23 protein-coding genes and 1 riboswitch are annotated in these 23207 nt (G+C 71.7%); of the genes, 9 read left to right on the plus strand and 14 right to left on the minus strand.

Translation table 11 applies throughout. From position 1 onward, the window contains the following. Positions 1-29: 29 nt before the first annotated feature. On the minus strand, positions 30-1940 hold the full coding sequence (dxs, locus tag BM290_RS32755; RefSeq protein ID WP_093619798.1) for a 1-deoxy-D-xylulose-5-phosphate synthase: 1911 nt from the start codon (positions 1938-1940) through the stop codon (positions 30-32). Between the two features lie 143 nt (positions 1941-2083). Further along, positions 2084-2166: riboswitch (ZMP/ZTP riboswitch) on the plus strand. A gap of 13 nt (positions 2167-2179) precedes the next feature. Between dxs and BM290_RS32760 the strand changes: the two genes are divergently transcribed. Further along, the gene (locus BM290_RS32760) at positions 2180-3040 is read left to right on the plus strand and encodes a bifunctional 5,10-methylenetetrahydrofolate dehydrogenase/5,10-methenyltetrahydrofolate cyclohydrolase (protein ID WP_093619799.1); all 861 of its coding nucleotides are present in this window, start codon (positions 2180-2182) and stop codon (positions 3038-3040) included. Positions 3041-3262: 222 nt separating this feature from the next. Here BM290_RS32760 and BM290_RS32765 read toward each other — a convergent pair whose 3' ends face one another. Beyond that, on the minus strand, positions 3263-4576 hold the full coding sequence (locus tag BM290_RS32765; RefSeq protein ID WP_093619800.1) for a class I SAM-dependent RNA methyltransferase: 1314 nt from the start codon (positions 4574-4576) through the stop codon (positions 3263-3265). After that, a complete protein-coding gene (locus tag BM290_RS32770; protein ID WP_093619801.1) occupies positions 4573-6603 on the minus strand; it encodes an APC family permease in 2031 nt (676 codons plus the stop codon). The genes BM290_RS32765 and BM290_RS32770 overlap by 4 nt, the downstream gene beginning before the upstream one ends. Before the next feature lie 113 nt (positions 6604-6716). Here BM290_RS32770 and BM290_RS32775 point away from each other — a divergent pair, with 113 nt between their 5' ends. Continuing rightward, positions 6717-7382 (plus strand): potassium channel family protein, encoded by a 666-nt coding sequence (locus BM290_RS32775; RefSeq protein ID WP_093619802.1) that lies wholly within the window; start codon positions 6717-6719, stop codon positions 7380-7382. Then, the gene (locus tag BM290_RS32780; protein ID WP_177320006.1) at positions 7379-8065 is read left to right on the plus strand and encodes a potassium channel family protein; all 687 of its coding nucleotides are present in this window, start codon (positions 7379-7381) and stop codon (positions 8063-8065) included. Before BM290_RS32775 ends, BM290_RS32780 begins: the two co-directional genes overlap by 4 nt. Here BM290_RS32780 and BM290_RS32785 read toward each other — a convergent pair. The 4 genes from BM290_RS32785 to dut all read right to left on the minus strand — a co-directional run bounded on the left by BM290_RS32785 (position 8033) and on the right by dut (position 10454). Next, positions 8033-8845 (minus strand): DUF3159 domain-containing protein, encoded by an 813-nt coding sequence (locus BM290_RS32785; RefSeq protein WP_093619804.1) that lies wholly within the window; start codon positions 8843-8845, stop codon positions 8033-8035. The two genes, BM290_RS32780 and BM290_RS32785, sit on opposite strands and share 33 nt — an antisense overlap. Beyond that, positions 8842-9219, minus strand: a complete 378-nt coding sequence (locus BM290_RS32790) for an OB-fold nucleic acid binding domain-containing protein (protein WP_093619805.1) — start codon at positions 9217-9219, stop codon at positions 8842-8844. Before BM290_RS32790 ends, BM290_RS32785 begins: the two co-directional genes overlap by 4 nt. Before the next feature lie 88 nt (positions 9220-9307). After that, positions 9308-9982, minus strand: coding sequence for a DUF3710 domain-containing protein (locus BM290_RS32795; RefSeq protein ID WP_093619806.1), 675 nt, complete (start codon positions 9980-9982; stop codon positions 9308-9310). A gap of 28 nt (positions 9983-10010) precedes the next feature. Further along, on the minus strand, positions 10011-10454 hold the full coding sequence (gene dut, locus BM290_RS32800) for a dUTP diphosphatase (protein WP_373871102.1): 444 nt from the start codon (positions 10452-10454) through the stop codon (positions 10011-10013). A 101-nt stretch (positions 10455-10555) separates the two neighbouring features. On the opposite strand from dut, the gene BM290_RS32805 reads away from it, so the two are divergent. Further along, positions 10556-11050 (plus strand): DUF3093 domain-containing protein, encoded by a 495-nt coding sequence (locus BM290_RS32805; protein ID WP_093619808.1) that lies wholly within the window; start codon positions 10556-10558, stop codon positions 11048-11050. Here the strand turns inward: BM290_RS32805 and BM290_RS32810 are convergent. Further along, positions 11019-11834, minus strand: coding sequence for a hypothetical protein (locus BM290_RS32810; RefSeq protein ID WP_239143834.1), 816 nt, complete (start codon positions 11832-11834; stop codon positions 11019-11021). The genes BM290_RS32805 and BM290_RS32810 overlap by 32 nt on opposite strands. Positions 11835-11977: 143 nt before the next feature. Continuing rightward, positions 11978-12274 carry a DUF4193 domain-containing protein gene (locus BM290_RS32815; protein WP_045743100.1) on the minus strand — a complete coding sequence of 99 codons (297 nt, stop codon included), beginning with the start codon at positions 12272-12274 and terminating at the stop codon, positions 11978-11980. A 347-nt stretch (positions 12275-12621) separates the two neighbouring features. On the opposite strand from BM290_RS32815, the gene BM290_RS32820 reads away from it, so the two are divergent. Beyond that, positions 12622-13173, plus strand: a complete 552-nt coding sequence (locus tag BM290_RS32820) for a LytR C-terminal domain-containing protein (protein ID WP_093619809.1) — start codon at positions 12622-12624, stop codon at positions 13171-13173. A 20-nt stretch (positions 13174-13193) separates the two neighbouring features. Here BM290_RS32820 and BM290_RS32825 read toward each other — a convergent pair whose 3' ends face one another. Beyond that, positions 13194-14015: an inositol monophosphatase family protein gene (locus BM290_RS32825; protein ID WP_093619810.1), complete on the minus strand. Its 822-nt coding sequence runs from the start codon at positions 14013-14015 to the stop codon at positions 13194-13196. A gap of 255 nt (positions 14016-14270) precedes the next feature. Here BM290_RS32825 and BM290_RS32830 point away from each other — a divergent pair, with 255 nt between their 5' ends. Further along, complete coding sequence (locus BM290_RS32830; protein ID WP_093619975.1) at positions 14271-15830, plus strand: RNA polymerase sigma factor; 1560 nt, start codon at positions 14271-14273, stop codon at positions 15828-15830. Positions 15831-16076: 246 nt separating this feature from the next. Next, positions 16077-16319: a DUF7455 domain-containing protein gene (locus BM290_RS32835; protein WP_093619976.1), complete on the plus strand. Its 243-nt coding sequence runs from the start codon at positions 16077-16079 to the stop codon at positions 16317-16319. Positions 16320-16387: 68 nt separating this feature from the next. Here the strand turns inward: BM290_RS32835 and BM290_RS32840 are convergent, their stop codons facing one another. From BM290_RS32840 to BM290_RS32855, 4 genes are all read right to left on the minus strand, one after another. Continuing rightward, positions 16388-17983 carry a GGDEF domain-containing protein gene (locus BM290_RS32840; RefSeq protein ID WP_093619811.1) on the minus strand — a complete coding sequence of 532 codons (1596 nt, stop codon included), beginning with the start codon at positions 17981-17983 and terminating at the stop codon, positions 16388-16390. A gap of 60 nt (positions 17984-18043) precedes the next feature. Continuing rightward, the gene (locus BM290_RS32845; protein ID WP_093619812.1) at positions 18044-19774 is read right to left on the minus strand and encodes a DEAD/DEAH box helicase; all 1731 of its coding nucleotides are present in this window, start codon (positions 19772-19774) and stop codon (positions 18044-18046) included. A 93-nt stretch (positions 19775-19867) separates the two neighbouring features. After that, positions 19868-20482, minus strand: a complete 615-nt coding sequence (locus BM290_RS32850) for a trimeric intracellular cation channel family protein (RefSeq protein ID WP_093619813.1) — start codon at positions 20480-20482, stop codon at positions 19868-19870. A 7-nt stretch (positions 20483-20489) separates the two neighbouring features. Beyond that, positions 20490-20714 carry a DUF3039 domain-containing protein gene (locus BM290_RS32855; protein ID WP_177320007.1) on the minus strand — a complete coding sequence of 75 codons (225 nt, stop codon included), beginning with the start codon at positions 20712-20714 and terminating at the stop codon, positions 20490-20492. Between the two features lie 103 nt (positions 20715-20817). On the opposite strand from BM290_RS32855, the gene BM290_RS32860 reads away from it, so the two are divergent. Both BM290_RS32860 and BM290_RS32865 read left to right on the plus strand, forming a co-directional pair. Further along, complete coding sequence (locus tag BM290_RS32860) at positions 20818-21768, plus strand: pseudouridine-5'-phosphate glycosidase (protein ID WP_093619815.1); 951 nt, start codon at positions 20818-20820, stop codon at positions 21766-21768. Next, complete coding sequence (locus BM290_RS32865) at positions 21768-22658, plus strand: carbohydrate kinase family protein (protein ID WP_177320008.1); 891 nt, start codon at positions 21768-21770, stop codon at positions 22656-22658. Before BM290_RS32860 ends, BM290_RS32865 begins: the two co-directional genes overlap by 1 nt. The last annotated feature ends 549 nt before the right edge of the window (positions 22659-23207 follow it).

Raw genomic sequence — 23207 nt, forward strand, 5'->3', positions numbered from 1 at the left:
AACTATTCAATAACGAAGTGCCCAGGGGCTCAGACGTGGATGTCGGGCTCCGCGAGACGGGACACGAAGCCGACCACCTCACGGGCCACATCCTGCGAGGTCAGCCCGAGCGAGCTGAGGATCTCGGCCCGGGTGCCGTGCGGGTGGAAGCCGACCGGAACCCCGAAGTCGCGCAGCGGGGTGGACACGCCCGCGTCGCGCAGGGCGCTCGCCACCGCGTCGCCGACACCGCCGGCCCGCACCCCGTCCTCCAGCGTCACGACCGCCCGGTGCTGGGCGGCCAGGCCGGTCAGCTCGATCGGGACGGGACGGACCCAGCGCGGGTCGACGACGGTCACCCCATACCCCTGCTCGGTGATCCTCTCCGCCGCCTCCAGCGCGAGGCCCGCGAACGAGCCGACCGCCACCAGCAGGATGTCCTGCGACTCGCCCTCACGCAGCACGTCGACCTGGCCGACCCGGCGGATCGCCGGGGTGTCCGGCGCGACCGCGCCGGTCGGGAAGCGCACGATGGTCGGCCCGTCGTCGACCGCGACCGCCTCGCGCAGCTCCTCACGCAGCGACGCGGCGTCCCGCGGGGCGGCGATCCGCAGCCCCGGGACCACACCGAAGACGCTCATGTCCCACATGCCGTAGTGGCTCGGCCCGTCCGGCCCGGTGATGCCCGCCCGGTCCAGCACGAACGTCACCGGCAGGTTGTGCATCGCCACGTCCAGCAGGACCTGGTCGAAAGCACGGTTCAGGAAGGTGGCGTAGACCGCCACCACCGGGTGCAGCCCGCCCATCGCCAGACCGGCCGCCGACGTGGCCGCGTGCTGCTCGGCGATGCCCACGTCGTAGGTGCGCTCCGGATACTTCTTCGCCAGCTCGGCGATGCCGGTCGGCTCGGCCATCGCGGCGGTGATGCCCACGACGTCCAGCCGCTCGTCGGCGATCCGGACCAGCTCCTCGGCGAAGACCGCCGTCCACTTCAGCGACGGCTTCGCCATCAGCGCGCCGGTCTGCGGGTCGAACGCGCCCGGACCGTGCAGGCAGTCCGCCTCGTCCTGCTCGGCGGGCCGGTAGCCGTAGCCCTTGCGGGTCACCGCGTGCACGATGACCGGCGCGTTGAAGCCCTTGGCCCGCCGCAGCGCCGACTCCATCGCCTGGTGGTCGTGGCCGTCGACCGGCCCGATGTATTTCAGGCCGAGGTCCTCGAACATCGGCTGCGGGCTGACCGCGTCCTTGATGCCCTTCTTGACCGCGTGCAGCACCTCGAAGACCGGCTTGCCCACCACCGGGGTCTGGCCCAGCGCGTCCTTGACCAGGTCGAGCACCTTCTCGTAGCCCGGGTTGAGACGCAGCGTGGACAGGTGGTCGGCCAGGCCGCCGATGGTCGGCGCGTAGGAGCGGCCGTTGTCGTTGACCACGATGACCAGGCGGTTGCGCGTGGCGGCGATGTTGTTGAGCGCCTCCCAGCACATGCCACCGGTCAGCGCGCCGTCACCGACGACGGCGACCACGTGACGATCCTCACCGCGCAGCGCGAACGCCTTGGCCAGACCGTCGGCGTAGGACAGAGCGGTGGAGGCGTGCGAATTCTCGATCAGGTCGTGCTCGCTCTCCGCCCGGCTCGGGTAGCCGGTGAGGCCGCCGCGCTGGCGGAGCAGGTCGAAACCGTCCTGCCGGCCGGTCACGATCTTGTGGACATACGACTGGTGGCCGGTGTCGAAGAGGATCTTGTCGCGCGGCGAGTCGAAGACGCGGTGCAGGGCCAGGGTCATCTCGACCACACCGAGGTTGGGCCCGAGGTGGCCCCCGGTGCGCGACACCTTGGCGACGAGGAAGTCACGGATCTCGGCCGCGAGCAGGGTCAGCTGCTCCGCGGTCAGTCGCTTCAGATCACCCGGATTGGTGATGCTGGTCAGCAGGCCGGCCGGGGTCGAGGGGGAGTCGCTCATGGGGGAAGAGTCTATCCGTGTGCCGCCCGCACGCGACTTGAGCGAACGGACCGTCACCATTCCTCCACACAATCGCGACCTCCCCCGACCGGCGTACCGCCGCACCCCGGGTGGGCGGCGGGCCGGGCCGTCCGGCATCCTGGGAGGCACGCAGCGACTGGCGGCACAGGGATGGTCCAACCATCGGGGAGCTCGTCACGAGGAGTCGACCGCCTGGGCTCCCGGCCGAGGAGTCACACATGTCCACTGCTCGTCTTCTGCCCGGCGCGCCCGTCGCCGAGGCCGTCCTCGACGACGTCAAGGCCCGGGTCGCCAAGCTCAAGGACCGCGGCATCCGGCCCAGCCTCGCCACCATCCTGGTCGGCGACGACGACGCCTCCGCCGGTTACATCCGGATCAAGCAGAAACAGGCCGCCGAGCTGGGCTTCGAGTCCCCCCACGAGCACCTGAGCGGCGACGTCGGCCAGGCCGACCTGCTCAAGGTCATCTCGGCGTACAACGACGACTCCGACGTGCACGGCGTCCTCATCCAGTACCCGATCCCCGCCCACCTCGACTACGACGCCGCCCTGCAGACCCTCGACCCCGACAAGGACGTCGACGGCATGCACCCGCTCAACATGGGCCGTCTCGCCGTCGGCCTGCCCGGCCCGCTCCCCTGCACCCCGGCCGGCATCGAGGCGCTGCTCGCCTTCCACGGCATCGAGGTCTCCGGCCGTGAGGTGGTCATCCTCGGCCGCGGCGCCACCCTCGGCCGCCCGCTCGCCATGCTGCTCGCCCAGAAACGGCCCACCGCCAACGCCGCCGTCACGGTCGTGCACACCGGCGTCAAGGACTGGCCCCGCTACGCCCAGCGCGCCGACATCCTGATCGCCGCCGTCGGCGTCCCCGGCATCGTCAAGCCGGAGCACGTCAAGCCCGGCGCGGTCGTGATCGGGGCCGGTGTCCGCTACGAGGGCCGCCGCCTGCTGCCCGACGTCGAGGAGACCTGCGCCGAGGTGGCGGGCGCGATCACCCCGCGGGTCGGCGGCGTGGGCCCGACGACGGTCGCGATGCTCTTCCGCAATGCGGTGGCCGCCGCCGAGAGAGCCAACCCCTGATTCCGTACGGGCCACGCCCCCTCCCGGGCCTACCCCGCGACGCGGTCCCGGCTCCGGACCGAAGCGCCCCGCCGGGCCGAATGCGGCCCGCACCGCCACCCCACCCCCGGCCGGCGCCCAGCGCTGTTTCGGGGGCTCTCGAACAGCGCTGAACGCCGGCCGGGCACGCTCAGAACCGGCCGGTGCTCGGTGCCTGGCGCCGGCGCGGGGAGGCGGACGGGGTCAGGCGGGGACCAGGTGGGCGACGCACTCGACGTGCTGGGTCATCGGGAAGCAGTCGAAAGCCCGCAGGCTCTCGACGCGCCAGCCCAGGGACGTGAACGTCTTCAGGTCGCGGGCCAGCGCCGCCGGATCGCACGCCACGTAGGCGATGGCCCGGGGGCGGGCGGCGGCCAGCGCCCGGACCACCCGGGCGCCCGCTCCGGCCCGCGGCGGGTCGAGGACGACCAGGTCGACCGGCCCGGTGACCCGCCGGCGGCTCAGGGCCACGTCCACCCGGGCCTCGACGATGTCGGCGTGCGGGAGGCCGCTCAGGTTGGCGCGGGCCGCGGCCACCCCGGTCGGGGACGACTCGACGACGGTGACCGGGGCGCCGGTGCGTTCGGCGAGGGCGGCGGCGAAGAGTCCGGCGCCACCGTAGAGGTCCCACACGATCTCGCCGGCGGTCGGCCGCAGCATCTGCAGCACGGCGGTGACCAGCGTGTCCGCGGCGGCCGGGTGGACCTGCCAGAAGCCTTGCGGCGGGATCCGCCACGCGCGGCCGGCGGCCAGCTCGATCACTTCGGCGGGGCCGGAGAGACGGAAGATCGGGCCGTTCTCGGGTGCTTCGGCGAGGTCGTCGCCGGGGGCCGGGCCGGTCGCGCCGGACGGGCGGCCCAGCACCGCGACGTCGCCGCCGGTGGAGGCGACGGCCTGCAGGGCGTCGACGTTGGGCCAGTCGTTGGCGAGCACGTCGAGCGCCTGGATCGCCGGGTGGGCGATGAGGCAGCGGTCGATCGGCACGACCTGGTGCGACCGGTGCTGCAGCAGCCCGGGGCGGCCGGCGGCGTCGATCGCGTACCGGATCCGGCTGCGCCAGCCGAGCAACTGGCCGGGCTCGTCGCCGGGGCGGTTCAGCGGGGGCGGGAGCGGCTCCACCCGTACCCCCAGGTCGTCGGGGTCGAGGCCGGCCAGACGGATCAGCTGTTCCCGGACCACCTCCGTCTTCCACCGCAGCTGTGCCTCGCCGGAGGCGTGCTGGAGGTCGCAGCCGCCGCAGGCGCCGGGACGGGCGTACGGGCACGGCGGGGTGACCCGGTCCGGCGAGGCCTCGTGGATCTCCACGGCGTCGCCGCGCAGGTAGCCGCGGTGCAGTTCGGTGATCTCGACGGTGACGCGTTCGCCGGGCAGCGCGTGCCGGACGAAGACGACCCGGCCGTGCGGGCCGCCGATCCGGGCGACGCAGTGGCCGCCGTGCGCGGGCGCGCCCACGACGACCTCGACCCGGTCGCCCTCGACGAGGTCCTCGGAGGAGGCGGAGGAAGCGGCGACTGTCACGGCCGATCACCGTCCTCCGGTTCGAGACCGCCCTGGACGCGGGGACCGCGGGCGGGGGCCTGGCTCAGCACCCGGTCCAGCCGGTCGAGGTTGCGGTCCTGGCTGGAGCGCAGCTGCCACGGCACGCTGACGACCATCACACCCTGTTCGAAGAGAAGCCGGCCCTTGATCCGCAGGGCGCTCTGGTTGTGCAGCAGATTCTCCCACCAGCGGCCGACCACGTACTCCGGGACGAAGACGGTGACCACGTCCCGCGGTGAGGCGCGGCGGGTGTTCTTGACGAAGTCGATGATCGGGCGGGTGATCTCCCGGTACGGCGAGTCGACCACCGTGAGCGGCACGGGCAGTTGCCGGCGCTCCCACTCGGCCTGGATGCCGCGGGTGTCGTTGTCGTCGACGTTCACGGTGACCGCGGTGAGCGTGTCGGGCCGGGTCGCCTGGGCGTAGGCGAGCGCCCGCAGGGTCGGCTGGTGCACTTTGCTGACCAGCACGATCGCGTGGTTGCGGGAGGGCAGGACGGGCCGTTCGTCGGTGGGTTTGAGCTCCTCGGCGACGCGGGTGTAGTGCCGGTGGATGGCGACCATCAGACCGTAGATCACGACCATCGCGGCGATCGCGATCCACGCGCCGAGCAGGAACTTGGTGATCAGCACGACGATCAGGACCGCGCCGGTGAGCACCATGCCGAACGTGTTGATCGCCCGGGAGCGGAACATCTGGCGGCGGCGCTGCGGATCCCGCTGGGTACGCAACAGCCGGTTCCAGTGCCGGATCATGCCGAGCTGGGACAGCGTGAACGACACGAACACGCCGACGATGTAGAGCTGGATGAGCCGGGTGACCTCGGCCTCGAAGGCCACGATCAGCACGACGGCGGCGACCGCGAGGAAGAGGATGCCGTTGCTGAACGCCAGCCGGTCGCCGCGGGTGTGCAGCTGGCGGGGCAGATACCGGTCCTGGGCGAGGATCGAGCCGAGCACCGGGAAGCCGTTGAAGGCGGTGTTGGCGGCCAGGAAGAGGATCAGGGCGGTGACCGCGCCGACCAGGTAGAGCAGGGCCGACCCGCTGCCGAAGACGGTCTCGGCGAGCTGTGTGGTGACGGTCTTCTGCACGTACCCCTCGGAGGCCGCGTTGGGGATGATCTGCAGCGTCGGGTTCTCCACGAACTTCAGGTGGGTCGCCTGGGCCAGCAGGATGATGCCGTAGAGCATCACGATCGACAGGCCGCCGAGCAGCAGCAGCGTGGTCGCCGCGTTCTTGCTCTTCGGCTTCTTGAAGGCGGGCACGCCGTTGGAGATCGCCTCGACGCCGGTCAGCGCCGCGCAGCCGGAGGAGAAGGTCCGCAACAGCAGGAACGCGAAGGCGAACTGGCTGAGATGGTCCTCCTCGGCCACGATCGTCAGGTCGGCGCTCGGCGCGCGCAGGTCGTCACCGAGGAGGAAGACCCGGACCAGGCCGGTGAGGATCATCCCGACGATGACGATGATGAAGAGATAGGTGGGTACGGCGAAAGCCGCCCCCGACTCCCGCAGCCCCCGCAGGTTGAGCGCGCTGAGCAGCAGGATCGCGATGATCGCGATGATCACCTTGTGCTGGGCCACCCAGGGCACCACCGAGCCGAGGTTGCTGACCCCGGACGAGATCGACACGGCGACCGTGAGGATGTAGTCGACGAGCAGCGCGCTGGCCACGCCCAGGCCGGCCTTGGGTCCGAGGTTGACCGTGGCCACCTCGTAGTCGCCGCCGCCGGAGGGGTAGGCGTGCACGTTCTGCCGGTAGCTGGCGACCACCGTCACCATGACCACCGCCACCGCGAGCGTCACCCAGGGCGAATACATGTAGGCGGCCGCGCCGGCGATCGAGAGCGTCAGCAGGATCTCGTCGGGCGCGTACGCCACGCTGGAGAGCGCGTCGCTCGCGAAGACCGGAAGCGCGATCCGCTTGGGCAGCAGCGTGTGCTGCAGCTTGTCCGAGCGGAACGGCCGGCCGAGCAGCAGCCGTTTGGCTAGAGAGGTGGTACTTGCCACGAGTGCCAAGCGTACGGGCGGACCTTTCGGCGTGTGGCCCGCCCCGGACAGCGTCCGTGCGCAGGGCATGGCAGGCTCACTGTGGTCCGTACAGATTCGGGAGGGCACGAACCGTGCACGTGGTCATCATGGGGTGCGGCCGGCTCGGTTCGACGCTGGCCCAGAAGCTCGACGCCCAGGGTCATCAGGTCGCCGTGATCGATCGCGACGCGGACGCGTTCCGCCGTCTCGGCGACGGTTTCGGCGGCGTCACCGTCAACGGCATCGGTTTCGACCGGGATGTGCTGCGTGCCGCCGGGGTGGAGCGGGCCGACGCGTTCGCCGCGGTCTCCAGCGGCGACAACTCCAACATCATCTCGGCCCGGCTGGCCCGCGAGACGTTCGGCGTCTCCCGGGTGGTGGCCCGGATCTACGACTCCCGGCGCGCGCAGGTCTACGAGCGGCTGGGCATCCCGACGATCGCCACGATCCGCTGGGCCGCCGACCGGATGTATCGGTTCCTCGTGCCGGATCAGCGGGTCGAGGTGTTCCGTGACCCGACGAGCGTGGTCAGCATCGTGGAGACCCCGCTGCACCGGGACTGGATCGGCCGCACGGTCAAGGCGCTGGAGGACCGGACCGGCGCGCGGGTCGCCTATCTGGCCCGGTTCGGCATGGGCACCCTGGCCCAGCCGTCCACCGTCCTGCAGGACGGCGACCAGGTCTACATGCTGGTCACCGACGAGACCGTGGACCAGGTGCTGGACATCGCCCAGGGCGCCGACAAGGAAGGGAACTGACCGTGCGCATCGCCATCGCGGGAGCCGGCAACGTGGGCCGGTCGATCGCCCAGGAGCTGATCGGCAACGGGCACGAGGTCATGCTGATCGAGCGGCACCCCCGGCAGCTCTGCCCGGAGCGGGTGCCGGAGGCGCGCTGGGTCCTCGCCGACGCCTGCGAGCTGAGCAGCCTGGAGGAGGCCGATCTGGCCGGCTGCGACGTGGTGGTCGCGGCGACCGGCGACGACAAGGCCAACCTGGTGGTGTCGCTGCTGGCCAAGACCGAGTTCGCGGTGCCCCGGGTGGTCGCCCGGGTGAACCGGGCGGAGAACGAGTGGCTCTTCACCGAGCAGTGGGGGGTCGACGTGGCGGTGAGCAAGCCCCGCCTGATGGCCGCTCTCGTCGAGGAGGCGGTGACGGTCGGCGACCTGGTCCGGCTGATGACCTTCCGGCAGGGCGAGGCGAACCTGGTGGAGATCACCCTGCCGAAGGACGCGCCCTACGAGGGCCAACCGGTGCGGTCGGTGCCGATGCCGCGGGACGCCGCCCTGGTCGCCATCCTGCGCGGCAAGCGGGTCGTGGTGCCGACGCCGGACGACCCGCTGGAGGCCGGCGACGAGTTGATCTTCGTGTGCACCAGCGAGGTCGAGGACCAGGTCCGCGCGGTGGTGCTAGGCGACCGTGGGCTCCCGCCGCTGGGCTGACGTCACCCGGTGGATGGCCCAGATGGTGAAGGCGAAGGTGGCGGCGTAGATCGGCCAGCTGACCAGGATCCGGACGACGCCGATCGCGTTCGCCTCGCCCATCAGGTAGAGCACGTACTGGATGCCGGCCCGGACGGTGAGCGAGACGGCCCAGAGCACGGTCAGCCACTGGAACGTACGGAACAGCCGGCCGTTGCCGAACCAGTCCTGCTTGCCCTTGTTGGCCATGATGCCCCAGGCATACCCGATGAGCGGTTTGCGGAACACCACCGAGACCAGCAGCACCGCGGCCTGGCCGAAGGTGAGCAGGATGCCGGGAAGATAGAAATTCTTGGCATCCCCGGTACGCCACGCGAGCCAGGCGCCGAGCGCGATGCCGAAGAGACCGTTCACCGCGTGCCGGATCGGCTGCCGGCGGGCCAGCCGGACACCGCCGATGGCCAGCGCCGAGCCGACCGACCCGACGATCGCCCAGAGCAGCGCCTGCCGTTTCTCCAGCCCCAGCGCCTCGAGGCTGAGCAGCACGTTGAGCAGGACGAACGCCAGCACCGGGACACTCGACTCGATGAGCCCGCGGACACCGCCGAGCTGCTCGGCGATCTGCTCGCTCATCGACGGGAGGGGCTCCTCCTCGTCGGGCTCCGGCTCGGTGACCGGGTGGAGGTCGTGCTCCGCGATGATCTCCGCGGCCAGCTTCTCCTCGGCATCCCCGACGAGTTCGGCGATCCGCTCCTCGACCGATTCGTGCGCGGCGTGACGCGGGTCGCTTCCGGCTGTCACCGGGGCGCCTCCAGCTCGTAGTAGGGGTTGAAGATCACCTTGCGATCGTCCCGGATCGCGATCCGGCCTCGCGCGGTGAGCTGACGCCCCGGTTCGATGCCGGCGATGGACCGGCGACCCAGGAAGACCAGCGTGACCACGTCACTGCCGTCGTAGAGGTCGGCCTCCAGCGTAGGCAGGTTGGTGCGTGGAGTGTACGCCACCGTGCGCAGCCGTCCCGACACCGAAACGACCTGCCCACGGCTGCACTCGCCGGCCGGGACGGCGCCGCACTTGGCGCTGTCCCGCTGCAACTCCTCCGCGTCCAGCTCCGAGTCCGTCGCCGTCAGCCGGCTCAGGAACCGGCGGAACCCGGTGCGCTCTTCGGTGGTCATGACTTCGCCGTCACCCTTCGTCGACGCGACGCAGTCTGCGCGTGTGTGCGACGACAACGCTACGCCCGAAGCGCACCGGTGATCTAGGTCACTGGAGCGGATTGCCGTTGGCGCCCTGCTGTGCCGCGGCCTGGCCCTGCTCGGCCATCTCCTTCGGCAGCCGCATCGGCAGCGGCTCACGCACCGGGCGGGGCTCGTTGTCCCGGACCACGACCAGGCCGGACAGCACCTCGCCGAGCACACCCTCACGCCCCGGGTCGGAGGCGGCCGCGCCCTGGTAGAGCGCCCGCACCATCCACCGCGGCCCGTCCACGCCGACGAACCGCACGTCGGCCGGCCCGTCCGGGGTGTTCACCCGGGCCAGCAGCTCCACGCCGTACCGCCCGTCGATCTCACGCGGGCTGACGCCGTCGGCGGTCATCGCCCCGGCGATCTCCTCGCGCACCTCGCTCCAGATGCCCTCGGTCCTCGGCGCCGCGAAGACGCCCAGTTGCAGGGCGCTCTCCCCGTCGACCAGGACGACCTGCTCCACACCGCCGTCCGGGTTGGCCTGCACCCGCACCTCGACGCCCTCGATCGCGGGGATCTGCAGGCTGCCCAGGTCGAGCCGCTGCACGCCCTCCGGGGCATACCGCGCGTCCCAGGGGCCGAACTCGGGCGGCGGCGGCGTGCCGTCGGAGGCGAGGCTGTCGGCGAGCGCCTTGGAGGGCGGCGCGTCGGCCGACCGGACGTGCTTCGCGGCACCGCGCTTACGGGAGAACATCACTGCCAGCCTTTCCTTTTCGCAAAGCTCAGAGGGCCTGGTGGCCGCCGGTCGACCCGTGGCCGCCCGTGCCGCGCACGGTGTCGCCGAGGGCGTCCACGGCATGGAACGCCGCCCGCTCCACCCGCTGGATCACGAGCTGGGCGATCCGGTCGCCCCGGGAGATCTTGACGGTGTTCTCCCGATCGTGATTGATCAGGTTCACCAGGATCTCGCCACGGTAACCGGCGTCGACCGTACCGGGCGCGTTGAGGACCGTCACCCCCAGTCGCGCCGCCAACCCGGAGCGCGGGTGAACCAGGCCCACGAAGCCGTCCGGAAGAGCGATGGCCACACCGGTGCGGACCTTGACGCGGGCGCCCGGGGCGATCTCCGCCTCCTCGGCCGCGACCAGGTCGGCGCCGGCGTCACCGGGATGAGCGTAGGCCGGCAGGGGCAGATCCGGGTCGATCCGGAGGACCTGGACGATCACATCGGTCACGGCGGGTGTTCCTTCACTGGGGGCACTGCGGGCGGCACCTACCCTGCCATCCTGCCGCGCCCGGCCACGGAGGCGCGCCGTACCCTTCGAGGGTGACACCCGAGTCCCCGGCCCGCACGGTGGCGGCCCATCAGGAACGGCTCCGGCTCCCGTGGTGGGCCTGGCCGGCCGCGTTCACGGCCGGCGCGGTCCTCGCCACCGAGCTGATGCTGGGGATCCCCGAGGTGCCGGTGTGGCTGCCCTACGTGGTGCTGCTCCCGCTCAGCCTGCTGGTCCTCGTCCCGCTGAACCGGTTGCCCGTCGAGGTCACCGCGGACGAGCTCCGGGTCGACGACGCCCGCCTGCCGGTCGAGTTCATCTCCGGCGTGGTCGCGCTGGACGCGGCGGGCAAACGCGAGGCGCTGGGCGTCGGCGCGCATCCGCTGGCCTTCGTGGTGCAGCGGGCCTGGATCGGCCCGGCCGTGCAGATCCTGCTCGACGACCCCGCCGACCCGACCCCGTTCTGGGTGGTGAGCACCCGCCGGCCGGTCGAGCTGGCGACCACGCTGCTGGAGGTCAGTCGCCGAGCTCGCGCCGAGCGGGCTTGACCAGACCCGGCGGCTGCTTGCGCAGATCGGCGTGGACGCTCTCGCCGACCTGACGGGTGGCCCGCCGGTTGAGGTAACTCGCGACCGCCGCGCCGGTCAGCATCGGGCCGAGGGTCGTCAGGTTGCGCCCGAAACGCTTCATCAGTGATTTCTGCAGCTCCTTGCGGGCCGCCGTGCCGAGCACCGTGGCCACCCCGACGCCGGGGACCAGCGGGTTCACCCCGCGCCGGCCGGACCACGCCTCGACCAGTTTCAGGGCCCGCTCGCCGACGGTCCCGGTGATCGGGCGGCCGTAGATCTCGTGCAGCTCGCCGATCAGCTTGATCTCGATCGCCACCACGGCGACCGTCTCGGTGGCCAGCAGCACCGGAGCGGAGAGCAGGGTCGGAGCGGCGACCCACTCGACCGAGGCCACGCCGCCCCCGGCCGCGCCCACACCGGCCGTGGCACGGGCCGCGTTGCGGATCAGGCGCTCGGCCAGCTCCCGGTCGTCCAGGCCGGGAAAGTGCCGGCGGAGGGTCTCCCGGTCCCGCACCGGGACGTGCGGAGCCACCTCGGCGACCAGATCGGTGATCCAGCGCAGGGCCGCCTTCGGCCGGAAGAGGCGTCCCACGTCGCGGCCGCGGACCTGCCCGGCGAGCCGGCCGAGCAATCGGCGCCGGCCACCGGGCTCCAGGTCGTCCGCGGTGAGGGCCGCCACGGTGCGGCCCACGTCCTGCGGCGTACGGGCGGTTGCGGGCACGACCTCGGCACCGGGCTCGGTGTCGCGATCAGACTGGCTCATCGTCGTCCTCCCCGTCGTCGTCACCGGCATCTGTGCCCGGTCACGCCCCAGGGTCAAACCCCCTGTCAAACCCCCCGTGAACGCCGTGCGCCCGACCGCGGCTGCCGCGATCGGGTGATGTGGCGCGCTGCGCGCGAGTGCGCTCAGGCGCACTCGCGGCAGATCAGCTCCCCATTGCGCTCCACCGCGAGCTGGCTGCGGTGGTGCACGAGGAAACAGCGGGAGCAGCGGAACTCGTCGGTCTGCATCGGCAGCACCTTGACGGTGAGCTCCTCGTCGGCGAGGTCGGCGCCGGGCAGCTCGAAGCTCTCCGCCACCTCGACCTCGTCGACGTCCACTGCGCCCGACTGCGAGTCGGCTCGGCGGGCCTTGAGCTCCTCGAGGCTGTCCTCGCCGAGGTCGACCTCATCGCGACGCGGGGCGTCGTAGTCGGTGGCCATCGGTCTTCACTCTCCTGTATCGATGTGTCACTTGGCGTTAGTAACGCCATTGGCAGGGTTTCGGTTCCCGGTTCCGCTGGAGGATTTCTGACACCCGTTCGGACCTCAGAAAACCGCCCCCGGTGGGCGCGGAACATTACCGCTGACGCGGCAGGCTTGTACGCACTCCGGCGGCACATTGTTCCCGATGTGACCGAGGCGACATCAAAGTAGGGGCCCCAGCCACTGGATCATCGTCAACGCGCCGGAAGCATTCCCTGTTTCCGCGCCCCTGGCGGACAGACGTTAACCTCTCGACAGGCCCGGGCACCTCACCCGGGTCCGTCCCCCGATCCTGGAGCCGACCCATGAGCTTTGCCCGCGTCCGAGCGCTGGTAGTCGTCGGTGTGCTCGCCGTGGCCGCGGTGGTCTTCGTCGTCGTCACCCTCTTCCGGGACACACAGCGCGGCAGCACGGGCGGCGGCTGTCCGCCCGGGGCGCCGCTGGCCGACATCCGCCTGCCGAACGACCCGGCCGTGGTCAAGATCAAGGTGTACAACGGCACCACCAAGGCCGATCTGGCCGAGCAGGTCACCAACGAGTTCGCCAACCGCCGGTTCGTGGTGGACAAGCCGGGCAAGAGCAAGACCAAGGTCGAGGGCGTGGCCGAGATCCGGTACGGGCCGGACACCGTCGGCAAGGCGCAGCTGCTCAATGCGTACTTCCTGGCCCAGTCGACGATGGTCTACAACGCCAAGCGCAAGGGCGACGTCGTCGACATCATCATCGGCGACAAGTTCCAGGCGCTGGCCACCACCACCGAGGTGAACCAGTCGCTGGGCGCCGAGGGCGAGCCGACCCTGCCCCCGGGCGCCTGCCTCAAGCCGGTCACCGAGACCACCGAGCCCGACACCGAGTGATCCGGCCGTGGCCGGCGTGCTCACGGGCCGCCGGCCGCGTCCAGCTCGACCAGCGCGTCGTGCAGGGCCGGGAAGAGCGCCGGCGGGGCGGCCACCAGCATCCGGTCGCCGGCCGGCTCCCCGGACAACCCCGCGACAATCAGGCCCGCCTCGGCCGCGATCAGCCCGCCGGCGGCATGGTCCCACGGGTTGAGACCCTTCTCGAAGTACGCGTCGAGCGAACCCTCGGCGGCCAGGCAGAGGTCCAGGGCCGCCGCGCCGAACCGCCGGATGTCACGCACCCGGGTGATCAGCCGGGCCAGCACCGCCCCCTGATGGGCCCGCCGCCGCGCGTCGTAGCCGAACCCGGTCCCGACCAGGGCCTGGTCCAGAGTGGTCCGCTCCGAGCCGCTGAGGCGCCGCCCGGCCCGCCACGCGCCGCCGCCCCGGGTGGCCGTCCACTCGTCGCCGGTGGCCGCGTTGATCACCACCCCGGCCACCACCTCGCCGTCGCGCTCGGCCGCCAGCGACACCGCGTACTGCGGCAGGCCGTACAGGTAGTTCACGGTGCCGTCGATCGGGTCCAGGATCCAGCGGACCGCGCCGGGATCCACGCTCCGCGAGTCGCCGTACTCCTCGCCGAGCACGCCGTCGCCGGGCCGCTCCTTCGCCAGCGCCTCCACCACCTGCCGCTCCACCGCCTTGTCGGCCGCGGTGACCACGTCGGTGTCGGTGCTCTTGGTCTGGACGTCGCCGATCGCCTCGTCGCGCATCCTGCGGGCCGTCACGGCCGCCTCCCGGGCGATCCGCAGGGCCACGGACAACAGCTCGCCGGGTGTCGATATCACCGGAATCTCGCTCACGTATGGGTCCTTTCCGCCGATAGCATTCTCGCTTCAGGCGTCTCTGACGAGGTCGTCGGGCCCCGGCGGCGTGCTGTGGGCGGAGGATCTCGGTAAGCGGCGCTACAATTCACCCCTGCCCACCGCTTCACGGACACGCCACCGGTACGGTCCGTGACCCGGGGGCCCCCACAAACCGACTCCGGCGACGCTCGCCCCCGCGTGCTGCGCTGGACCGTGGCCGTGCCCAACCTCATCGCCTCCGGAAGGTCATTCGTGACAGAAGCCCACCAGAACGGTGCCGACGTTCGCTCTCTCACCGAGGCCTTGATCACCCATGCCCAGGGTGCGGGCGGGCAACTCACATCGGCCCAGGTCGCGCACACGCTCGAGTCCGCCGCGGTGAACCCGGCGCAGGCCAAGAAGATCCTGCGCGGGCTGGTGGACGCCGGCATCACGGTCGTGGTCGACGGCTCCGCCAGCACCCGCCGGCCGAAGGTCGCCGCCGCCCGCTCCACCACCCCGGCGTCCCGGGCCACCACCGCCAAGACCGCGCCGGCCAAGAAGGCGGCGCCCGCACCCAAACAGGCCGCCCCGGCCGTCGGCGGCGACGCCACGCCGGCCCCGGCCAAGAAGGCGGCGCCGGTCCGCAAGGCCACCGCCGCCAAGACCGCCGCGCCGGCCAAGAAGGCCGTGCCCGGCAAGCCGGCCCAGCCCGGCGAGGAGGGCCCCGGCGAGGAGATCGATCCCGAGGAGCTCGCCGCCGAGATCGAGGACGTGGTCGTCGAGGAGCCGCCGGCCATGGTCGCGGCTGCCGCCACCGACGCCGCCAGCTCGGCCACCGACGGCGACTTCGAGTGGGACGACGAGGAGTCCGAGGCTCTCAAGCAGGCCCGCCGTGACGCGGAGCTGACCGCCTCGGCCGACTCGGTCCGCGCCTACCTCAAGCAGATCGGCAAGGTTCCGCTGCTCAACGCGGAGCAGGAGGTCGAGCTCGCCAAGCGGATCGAGGCCGGCCTCTACGCCGCCGAGCGGCTGCGCGCCGCCGACGAGGGTGAGGAGACGCTCGAGCGCAACTTCGAGCGCGACCTCAAGTGGATCAACCGGGACGGCGAGCGGGCCAAGAACCACCTGCTCGAGGCCAACCTCCGTCTCGTCGTGTCGCTGGCCAAGCGCTACACGGGCCGGGGCATGGCGTTCCTCGACCTGATCCAGGAGGGCAACCTCGGCCTGATCCGCGCGGTCGAGAAGTTCGACTACACCAAGGGCTACAAGTTCTCCACGTACGCCACCTGGTGGATCCGTCAGGCCATCACCCGCGCCATGGCCGACCAGGCCCGCACCATCCGTATACCGGTGCACATGGTCGAGGTCATCAACAAGCTCGGCCGTATCCAGCGCGAGCTGCTCCAGGACCTGGGCCGTGAGCCCACCCCGGAGGAGCTGGCCAAGGAGATGGACATCACGCCCGAGAAGGTGCTGGAGATCCAGCAGTATGCTCGGGAGCCGATCTCGCTCGACCAGACGATCGGCGACGAGGGCGACAGCCAGCTCGGTGACTTCATCGAGGACTCCGAGGCGGTCGTCGCGGTCGACGCGGTGTCCTTCTCGCTCCTGCAGGACCAGCTTCAGCAGGTTCTGCAGACGCTGTCCGAGCGTGAGGCGGGTGTGGTCCGGCTGCGGTTCGGCCTGACCGACGGGCAGCCGCGCACGCTCGACGAGATCGGTCAGGTCTACGGGGTGACCCGGGAGCGGATCCGGCAGATCGAGTCGAAGACCATGTCGAAACTGCGGCACCCGTCGCGGTCTCAGGTCCTCCGGGACTACCTCGACTAGATCCTTTGGTCAACATTCAGTGTCTGATTGGTCACCACCCGTACATCAACGGGTGGTGATCAGACCGTTGTGCAGAAGTGATCGTTGACGTGGCACCCTTGGATCACGGCACACTAGCCGGAACCAACGTGTGATCCCGGTCCCCCCGGGGCACTCTGGGAAGGCTGCAACGGTGCAGGGTGTTGCACGATGTGTGAGCAGTAGCCGAGGAACATGTTCATCGGTGACGAACAGAGGAGGAAGGCGATGACCCCGACTCTCACGCCGTCGGCAGGAAGTCTGGCCGGCCCCGCAGCCGATGAACGGTGCGACCGCTGCAATGCAGCAGGGAAGCTCCGTTTGACCCTGGCGGGTGGCAGTGAACTCGTTTTCTGTGGCCACCACGCCAACCGGTACGCCGAGGACCTGGTGAAGATCGCGGTTCAGTACGCGGCTGACCCCGAGTTCACCTGGCGCGGCGCGGACATGATGTCGAACTCCAGCAACTAGCAGCGGTCCCCCAACCGATACGTGTGACAAGAACGGGCGCTTCCCCTGCAGGGAGCGCCCGTTCTGCGTCAGGCGGCCAGCGCCGCCTCGTCGTCGTCACACAGCTGCATCCCGTCGCCTCCGGCGCGCTTGACGGCGTACATGGCCTCGTCGGCACGTTCCAGGGCGGCCGGGAGCTCGTCGGCGGGCGCCACCGCGATCCCGATGCTCACGGTGGCGGGGCAGTCCGGGATCGCCCGCACCGCCCGGACCATGCGGACTGCCACGTCGACGATGGCGGCCTGGTCGCTGCCGTCGAGCAGGGCCGCGAACTCGTCGCCGCCCAGCCGGGCGACGAGATCACCGGGGCCGGCCTGAGCGTTCAGCGCGGTGGCGATGGCACGCAGCGCGGTGTCACCGGCCGCGTGGCCGTACGTGTCGTTGATCTGCTTGAACCGGTCGGTGTCGATCAGCAGCACGGCGATCCGGCGGCGGCCGGCGTCCGGCGACGACCCGGCGTCCTCCAGCGCGTGGTCGAAGGCCCGCCGGTTCGCGATGCCGGTCAGCGCGTCCAGGTCGGCGGCGCGGGCCATCTGCTCGTGCTGCAGGCGCAACGCCTCCAGGTCGTGCAGGCTGCGGGCGGCGTGCAGGGTGTTCAGCCGCTGGCGCCAGAGCGCGGCGGCGAGCGCGTCACCGTAGGCGAGGGTGGCCCGGGCGTCCTCGGAGCCGAGCTGGGCCATCAGGACCGCCCTGGTCCGGTGGGTGCTCGCCAGGACCAGCCAGTCGGCGTCCACCGGCAGATCACGCACGGCGTCGGCCATCACCTGCAGGGCCTCCTCCGGCCGCCCTGAGCGGCTCAGAGCGACCGCGTAGAAGGGCTTGCTGATGGTCAGGGCGTCCGGCATGAATCCGCGGGCCACCAGACGAGCCAGGTAGATCTCGATGTCGGCCGCGGCGCCCACCGGATCGTGCCGGTCGGCCCGGGAGCAGGCGGCGTACAGCAGGGCATTCTCCCGCCAGGCGGCCGCGTCGTCGCCGGAGACCTCCTCGGCGGCCCGGACGGCGTAGCGCTCCGCCTCGGCGGTGTGCTCCTCGGCCTCCTCGACGTGGGAGATCTGATAGAGCTCCAGGGCCCAGCCGAGGTGCATCTCGGCGAGGTTGAGCAGCCACATGGCACGGTTGCCGTTCTGGCCGTCCTCGGCACGGCTCATCTCGTAGGCCATCCGGAACTGCGGCTCCGCCAGCTCGTAGAGGCGCAGCTCCCAGTAGCCGATCGCCACCGCCACCAGGGAGTTGAGAGCGGCGATCGGCTCGCGCTCCTCGGCCGCCAGCGACTCGGCGGTCACGAGATCCCGCAGGACCCTGTCGATGTCGCTCTCGGCCGGGCTCATCTTGTCCCGGCGGTGCAGCTGCCAGGCGCGGGTGGCGAGAGCGCAGGCCTGCCAGCCGGCGCTGCCCTCGCGTTCGGCCGCTGCCAGCATCAGCTCGGCCGCCTCGATCGCGCGTGTCGGCTCCGCCTGCGCGATGAACGTCACGGACCGGACGAAATGCATGCAGGCCGGGCCGTCGGCGAGGTCGCCGGAGGCCGACCGCAGCACCGTTTCGGCCCGTTCCCGGACCGCGGCGGCCTCGCCGGTCATCGCCCGCTCCAGCAGACGAGCCGCCTCGCGTGTGATCTCCCGCATGTATCCCCTCCCCGCGCTCTATCGGCACCGACGGGACTGATCGGAGAGAACGTCGTGGCCCTAGAAGGACTGGATCGTGGCGATCCTCTCCTCGAGCTGCTCGATCGTGGCCTGCGCGCTGGGCGGACCGCCACAGATGCGCCGCAGCTCGGCATGGATCTTCCCGTGCGGGAGGTTGGTCCGGTGGTGATGGGCCGCGACAAGAGTGTTCAGCTGGCGGCGCAGGCTGTTGCGCCGCTCCCCCGCGCTCATCGGCACGACCGGCTCCGGACGCTCCGCCACCTCGGTGCGGACCTCCTCCGCCTGCCGCCGTTTCTGGGCCGCCATCTGGTCGGCCTGGCGCTTGTTCAGCAGGGTGGTCACCTGGTCCGGGGTGAGCAGGCCCGGCAGCCCCAGATAGTCGGCCTCCTCGGCCGTCCCGGTGCGCGCGCCGGTGCCGAACGACGTGCCCTCGTAGATGACCTGGTCCAGCTCGGCGGTGGCGGACAGCGCCTCGAACATCTTGTCCAGGTCGCCGAGCGCGTCCTCGGTCTTCTGCGCCCGCTCCAGGATGTCGTCGTCGAGCCCGTCCTTGTCCTTGGGCGCGCCGATCACGTGATTGCGCTGCGCCTCCATCTCGCTGGCCAGGCCGAGCAGGTGCGGCACGCTGGGCAGGAAGACGGTGGCCGTCTCGCCGGGCACCCGGGACCGCACGAAACGGCCGATCGCCTGGGCGAAGTAGAGCGGGGTGGAGGCGCTGGTGGCGTAGACGCCGACGGCCAGGCGCGGGATGTCGACGCCCTCGGACACCATCCGGACAGCCACCATCCAGCGTTTCTCCGAGGCGGCGAACTCGGCGATCCGGCCGGAGGCGCCCTCGTCGTCGGAGAGGACCACGGTGGCCGGCTCGCCGGTCAGGTCGTGCAGGAGCTTCGCATACGCCCGGGCGGACTGCTGATCACTCGCGATGACCAGGCCGCCCGCGTCGGTCATGCCGTGCTCGCGGATCTTCGTGAGGCGGGCGTCGGCGGCTCGCATCACCTGCGGCATCCAGTCGCCCCGGTGGTCCAGGGCGGTGCGCCAGGCCTGCGCGACCAGGTCCTTGGTCATCGGCTCGCCGAGGCGGGCGGCCAGCTCGTCACCGGCATTGGTCCGCCACCGGGTCTCACCGGAGTAGGCCATGAACAGCACCGGGCGCACGACCCGGTCCCGTAGCGCGTCGGCGTAGCCGTACACCGAATCGGCTTTTGATCTCTGAATGCCGTCCTGGCCGCGCTCGTAGGACACGAACGGGATCGGGTTCTCGTCGGACCGGAACGGTGTCCCGGTGAGCAGCAGGCGCCGCTCGGCGGGCTCGAAGGCGTCCTTGACCCCGTCGCCCCAGGTCCGCGAATCGCCGGCGTGGTGGATCTCGTCGAGGATCACGAACGTGCGGCGCGACAGGGTACGCCGTTTGTGCACCGCCGGGGCCATGCCGACCTGGGCGTAGGTGAGCACCGCGCCGTGGAAGTCGCGGGACGAGTGCACGTCGGAGTTGCGGAATTTCGGGTCCAGCTGGATGCCGACCCGGGCCGCCGCCTGCGCCCACTGCGTTTTCAGGTGCTCGGTCGGGCAGACCACGGTGACCGCGTCGCACGTGCCGTCGACGAGCATCTCGGCCGCGATCCGCAGCGCGAACGTGGTCTTGCCGGCGCCGGGCGTCGCCACGGCCATGAAGTCCTCGGAACGGCGACGAAGGTACGTCACCATCGCCTTACGCTGCCAGTCCCGCAGCGGCGGAAAGATCTCCAGGTTCGGCACAGGCGGGCTCAAACTGCGATGGTCCCTTCTCCCAAGGAAAAACCCCCGCGATGAAGGGGCGCGGAGGCGGGGTCCAGCATAGCCGTGGAATGTTGCCCGCCGGCGTCACGGCACCGCGACGGGGGCCGACCAGCGCCGGCGCAGCGCGATCAGCCGGACAGCCGTCATCGCGACCGCGGCGGCCGCGAGCGGGATCACACCGGCCAGGCCGAGCCGGTGCAGGACCGCCACCAGCACGGCGCCGCCGAGGGCGACCACCGCGTAGATCTCTCGTTGCAGCACCACCGGGATCTCGCCGGTGAGCAGGTCGCGGATGACGCCCCCACCGATCCCTGTAAGCATCCCCACCAGGCAGGCGCCGACCGCGGGCACACCCGCCTCCAGCGCCTTCAGCGTGCCGGTCACGGTGAACAGGCCGAGACCGGCGGCGTCCAGTGCCAGCACGGTACGCCGCACCCGGTGCAACGCCGGGTGCAGCCAGAACGCCGCGATCGAGGCGGCCACCGCGGTCACCGCATACCGCCAGTCCGCGAATGCCAGCGGAGGCGCGGCGCCGATCACCAGGTCACGCAGGATGCCGCCACCGAGTGCGGCCGCGAATCCGACGAAGGCGACACCGAACAGGTCGAGTCGTTTCGCCACGCCGGCCGAGGCGCCGGAGGCAGCGAACACCGCCACACCGACCAGATCCGCGACGAGCAGCGGGTATCCGCCCGTCACGCCCCGATCAGGCCTTCATGGCTTCGTAGATCTCCTTGCACTGCGGGCACACCGGCGAGCCCGGCTTCGGCGACTTGGTCACCGGGAACGTCTCGCCGCAGAGAGCGATCACATGAGTGCCCATGACGGCGCTCTCGGCGATCTTCTCCTTGCGCACGTAGTGGAACATTTCGGGACCGGTGTCGGTGTCCTGAGTTTCCGGACGCTCCAGGATCTGGGTGCTCACGGTTATCTGCCCTTCATGAAATAAGCCAAGCTCCAGCCGCCAAGTCTGACACCTCACGCCTGAGCGGTCCAACGACAACGCGAGGGGTGAGAGCCGTACGGTTTACCCCGTGACTGACTTCGCGATTCGATACGGCGAGCACGTGATCCGTGCCCGCCGGGACGGCCGGCCCGTGGTGGCTCTGGAGAGCACGATCATCTCGCACGGGCTCCCGCACCCCGACAACATCCGGGTCGCCCGGGAGATCGAGCAGGCCGTCCGGGACAACGGGGCGGTGCCGGCGACCATCGGCATGATCGACGGCGAGGTGATCGTCGGGCTGGAGGACGCCCAGGTGGAGCGCCTGGCGTCGGCCGAGTCGGTGGCCAAGCTGTCGGTGCGCGACCTGGCGATCGCCGCGGCCCGGCGCGCCGACGGGGCGACCACGGTGGCGGCCACCAGCGCCATCGCCGCCGCGGCCGGGATCGGCGTGTTCGCCACCGGCGGGCTCGGCGGCGTCCACCGGGAGGCGAACGTCACGTATGACGAGTCCGCCGACCTGACCGCGCTGGCCCGTACGCCGATCGTCGTGGTGTGCGCCGGTGTCAAGTCGATCCTGGACGTCGGCGCCACCCTGGAGCGGCTGGAGACCCTGGGCGTCTCCGTCGCCGGCTACCGGACCCGCCGCTTCCCCGGCTTCTTCATCACCGACGGCGGCTTCGACCTCGATTGGCAGCTCGACTCGCCGAAACAGGTCGCCGACTTCATCAAGGCCCGCGCCGACCAGGGCGTCGCCGAGGGCGCGCTGGTGCTGGCCAACCCTCTGCCGGCCGACGAGCAGCTCGACCCGGCCCTGCACGACCGGACCCTGGCGACCGGGCTGGACCTGCTCGCCGAGCAGAACATCACCGGCAAGGCGGTCACCCCGTTCCTGCTGGGCCACTTCCACTCCAGCACCGAGGGCCGGAGCCTGGCGGTCAACATCCGGATCATCCTGCGCAACGCCGCCCTGGCCGCCGAGATCGCGGTGGCCGCGACCGACGGCTCGGCGGCGCCGGTCGGCTTCGCCGTCCCCGCGTGATCCTCGTCGTCGGCGACCTGGTCACCGACGTCCTGGTCGAGCACGCCGGAGAGATCCGGACCGGCTCCGACACGGACGCGGCGATCCGGGTCGCCGGTGGCGGCCAGGCCGCGAACACGGCCGCCTGGCTGGCCTCCACCGGCCGGGCGGTGACGCTGATCGCGGCCGTCGGCGACGACCGGGCCGGCCGCGACCGGGTGGCCGAGCTGACCGCCGCCGGGGTGCGGTGCGCGGTGCAGGTGCTGCCGGGTGTCGCCACCGGCAGTGTGGTGGTTCTCACCGGGGCGGCCGAGCGCACCATGATCACCGATCGGGGCGCCTCGCTGCGCCTCGCCGCGGACCACGTGACCGCCGTGATCGCCGCCGCTCCGGCCGGAAGCCACCTGCACCTGTCGGCCTACCCGCTGCTGCACGTCGGCTCCCGTCCGGCGGGCCTGGCGGCCCTCACGGCCGCGTCGCGGTCGGGGCTCACGGTGAGCGTCGACGCGGCGTCCGCGGGCCCCTTGCGCGATGCGGGGGCCGGTCGGTTCCTGGATTGGGTACGGGACACCGACCTGCTCCTGTGCAACGCCGACGAGGCCGACGTGCTCGCGGGGCCGGGCAGCGCGGCCGAACAGGCGGGGCGGTTGACGGCTCACGTGCGCAACGCGGTGGTGAAACAGGGCGCGGGCGGGGCGGTGTGGGCCGGCTCGGGCGGGGTGTGGCCGATTGTCGTCTCGCCGGTGCCGGTGAAGGACCCCACCGGCGCCGGGGACGCCTTCGCGGCGGGGTTGATCGCCGCCTGGCGGGCGGGAGCGGGACCGTCGGACGCGCTGCGGGCGGGGGCGGCGCTCGGTGCCCGCGCCGTCTCCCGGATCGGGGCCCGGCCGGCTCCGGCCGGCGCTGCCTAGCTCGTTCGGCGCTGCCCCTGTCGCGTGCGCTTGCCCCGGACCGGCTCCGGACGACGCTGCCTGGCCCGTGAACCCTCCGCCGCCCGACTCGCCGGCGCTGCTCGACACCCACGCCGGCCCTGGTCGGCGAGCGGCCGGCGCGGGGTGGCCCGGCACGAAGCGGGCGAGGGCGATTCGGCGCGGCGTGGGGTGACCGGGCACGGAGTGGGCGAGTCGGCCGGCGCGGGGCGGCCGGGCACGGAGTAGGCGAGTCGGCCGGCGCGGGGCGGCCGGGCACGGAGTAGGCGAGTCGGCCGGCGCGGGGTAGCCGGGCACGGAGCAGGCGAGCCGACCGGCGCGGGGTAGCCGGGCACGGAGCAGGCGAGCCGACCGGCGCGGGGTAGCCGGGCACGGAGCAGGCGAGCCGACCGGCGCGGGGCGGCCGGGCACGGGAGTGGGCGAGCCGGCCGGCGCGGCGCGAGACGGCGCACGACAGCGCGGCGTGGGGTGGGTGGCTTGGTGCTGGTGGGGCGAGGCGGAGGCCTCTTGCGCGGCCACGGGGCTCGGGGA

It is taken from the genome of Actinoplanes philippinensis (assembly GCF_900113015.1).
GTDB lineage: Bacteria > Actinomycetota > Actinomycetes > Mycobacteriales > Micromonosporaceae > Actinoplanes > Actinoplanes philippinensis.

Excerpts from the sequence above, each read along its gene's own strand:
- BM290_RS32835 (WP_093619976.1), top strand. The coding sequence starts at position 16,077 with ATGACCCCGACTCTCACGCCGTCGGCAGGAAGTCTGGCCGGCCCCGCA.
- BM290_RS32840 (WP_093619811.1), bottom strand. The coding sequence starts at position 17,983 with ATGCGGGAGATCACACGCGAGGCGGCTCGTCTGCTGGAGCGGGCGATG.
- BM290_RS32795 (WP_093619806.1), bottom strand. The coding sequence starts at position 9,982 with ATGTTCTCCCGTAAGCGCGGTGCCGCGAAGCACGTCCGGTCGGCCGAC.
- BM290_RS32810 (WP_239143834.1), bottom strand. The coding sequence starts at position 11,834 with ATGAGCCAGTCTGATCGCGACACCGAGCCCGGTGCCGAGGTCGTGCCC.
- BM290_RS32815 (WP_045743100.1), bottom strand. The coding sequence starts at position 12,274 with ATGGCCACCGACTACGACGCCCCGCGTCGCGATGAGGTCGACCTCGGC.
- dxs (WP_093619798.1), bottom strand. The coding sequence starts at position 1,940 with ATGAGCGACTCCCCCTCGACCCCGGCCGGCCTGCTGACCAGCATCACC.
- BM290_RS32820 (WP_093619809.1), top strand. The coding sequence starts at position 12,622 with ATGAGCTTTGCCCGCGTCCGAGCGCTGGTAGTCGTCGGTGTGCTCGCC.
- BM290_RS32790 (WP_093619805.1), bottom strand. The coding sequence starts at position 9,219 with ATGACCACCGAAGAGCGCACCGGGTTCCGCCGGTTCCTGAGCCGGCTG.
- BM290_RS32760 (WP_093619799.1), top strand. The coding sequence starts at position 2,180 with ATGTCCACTGCTCGTCTTCTGCCCGGCGCGCCCGTCGCCGAGGCCGTC.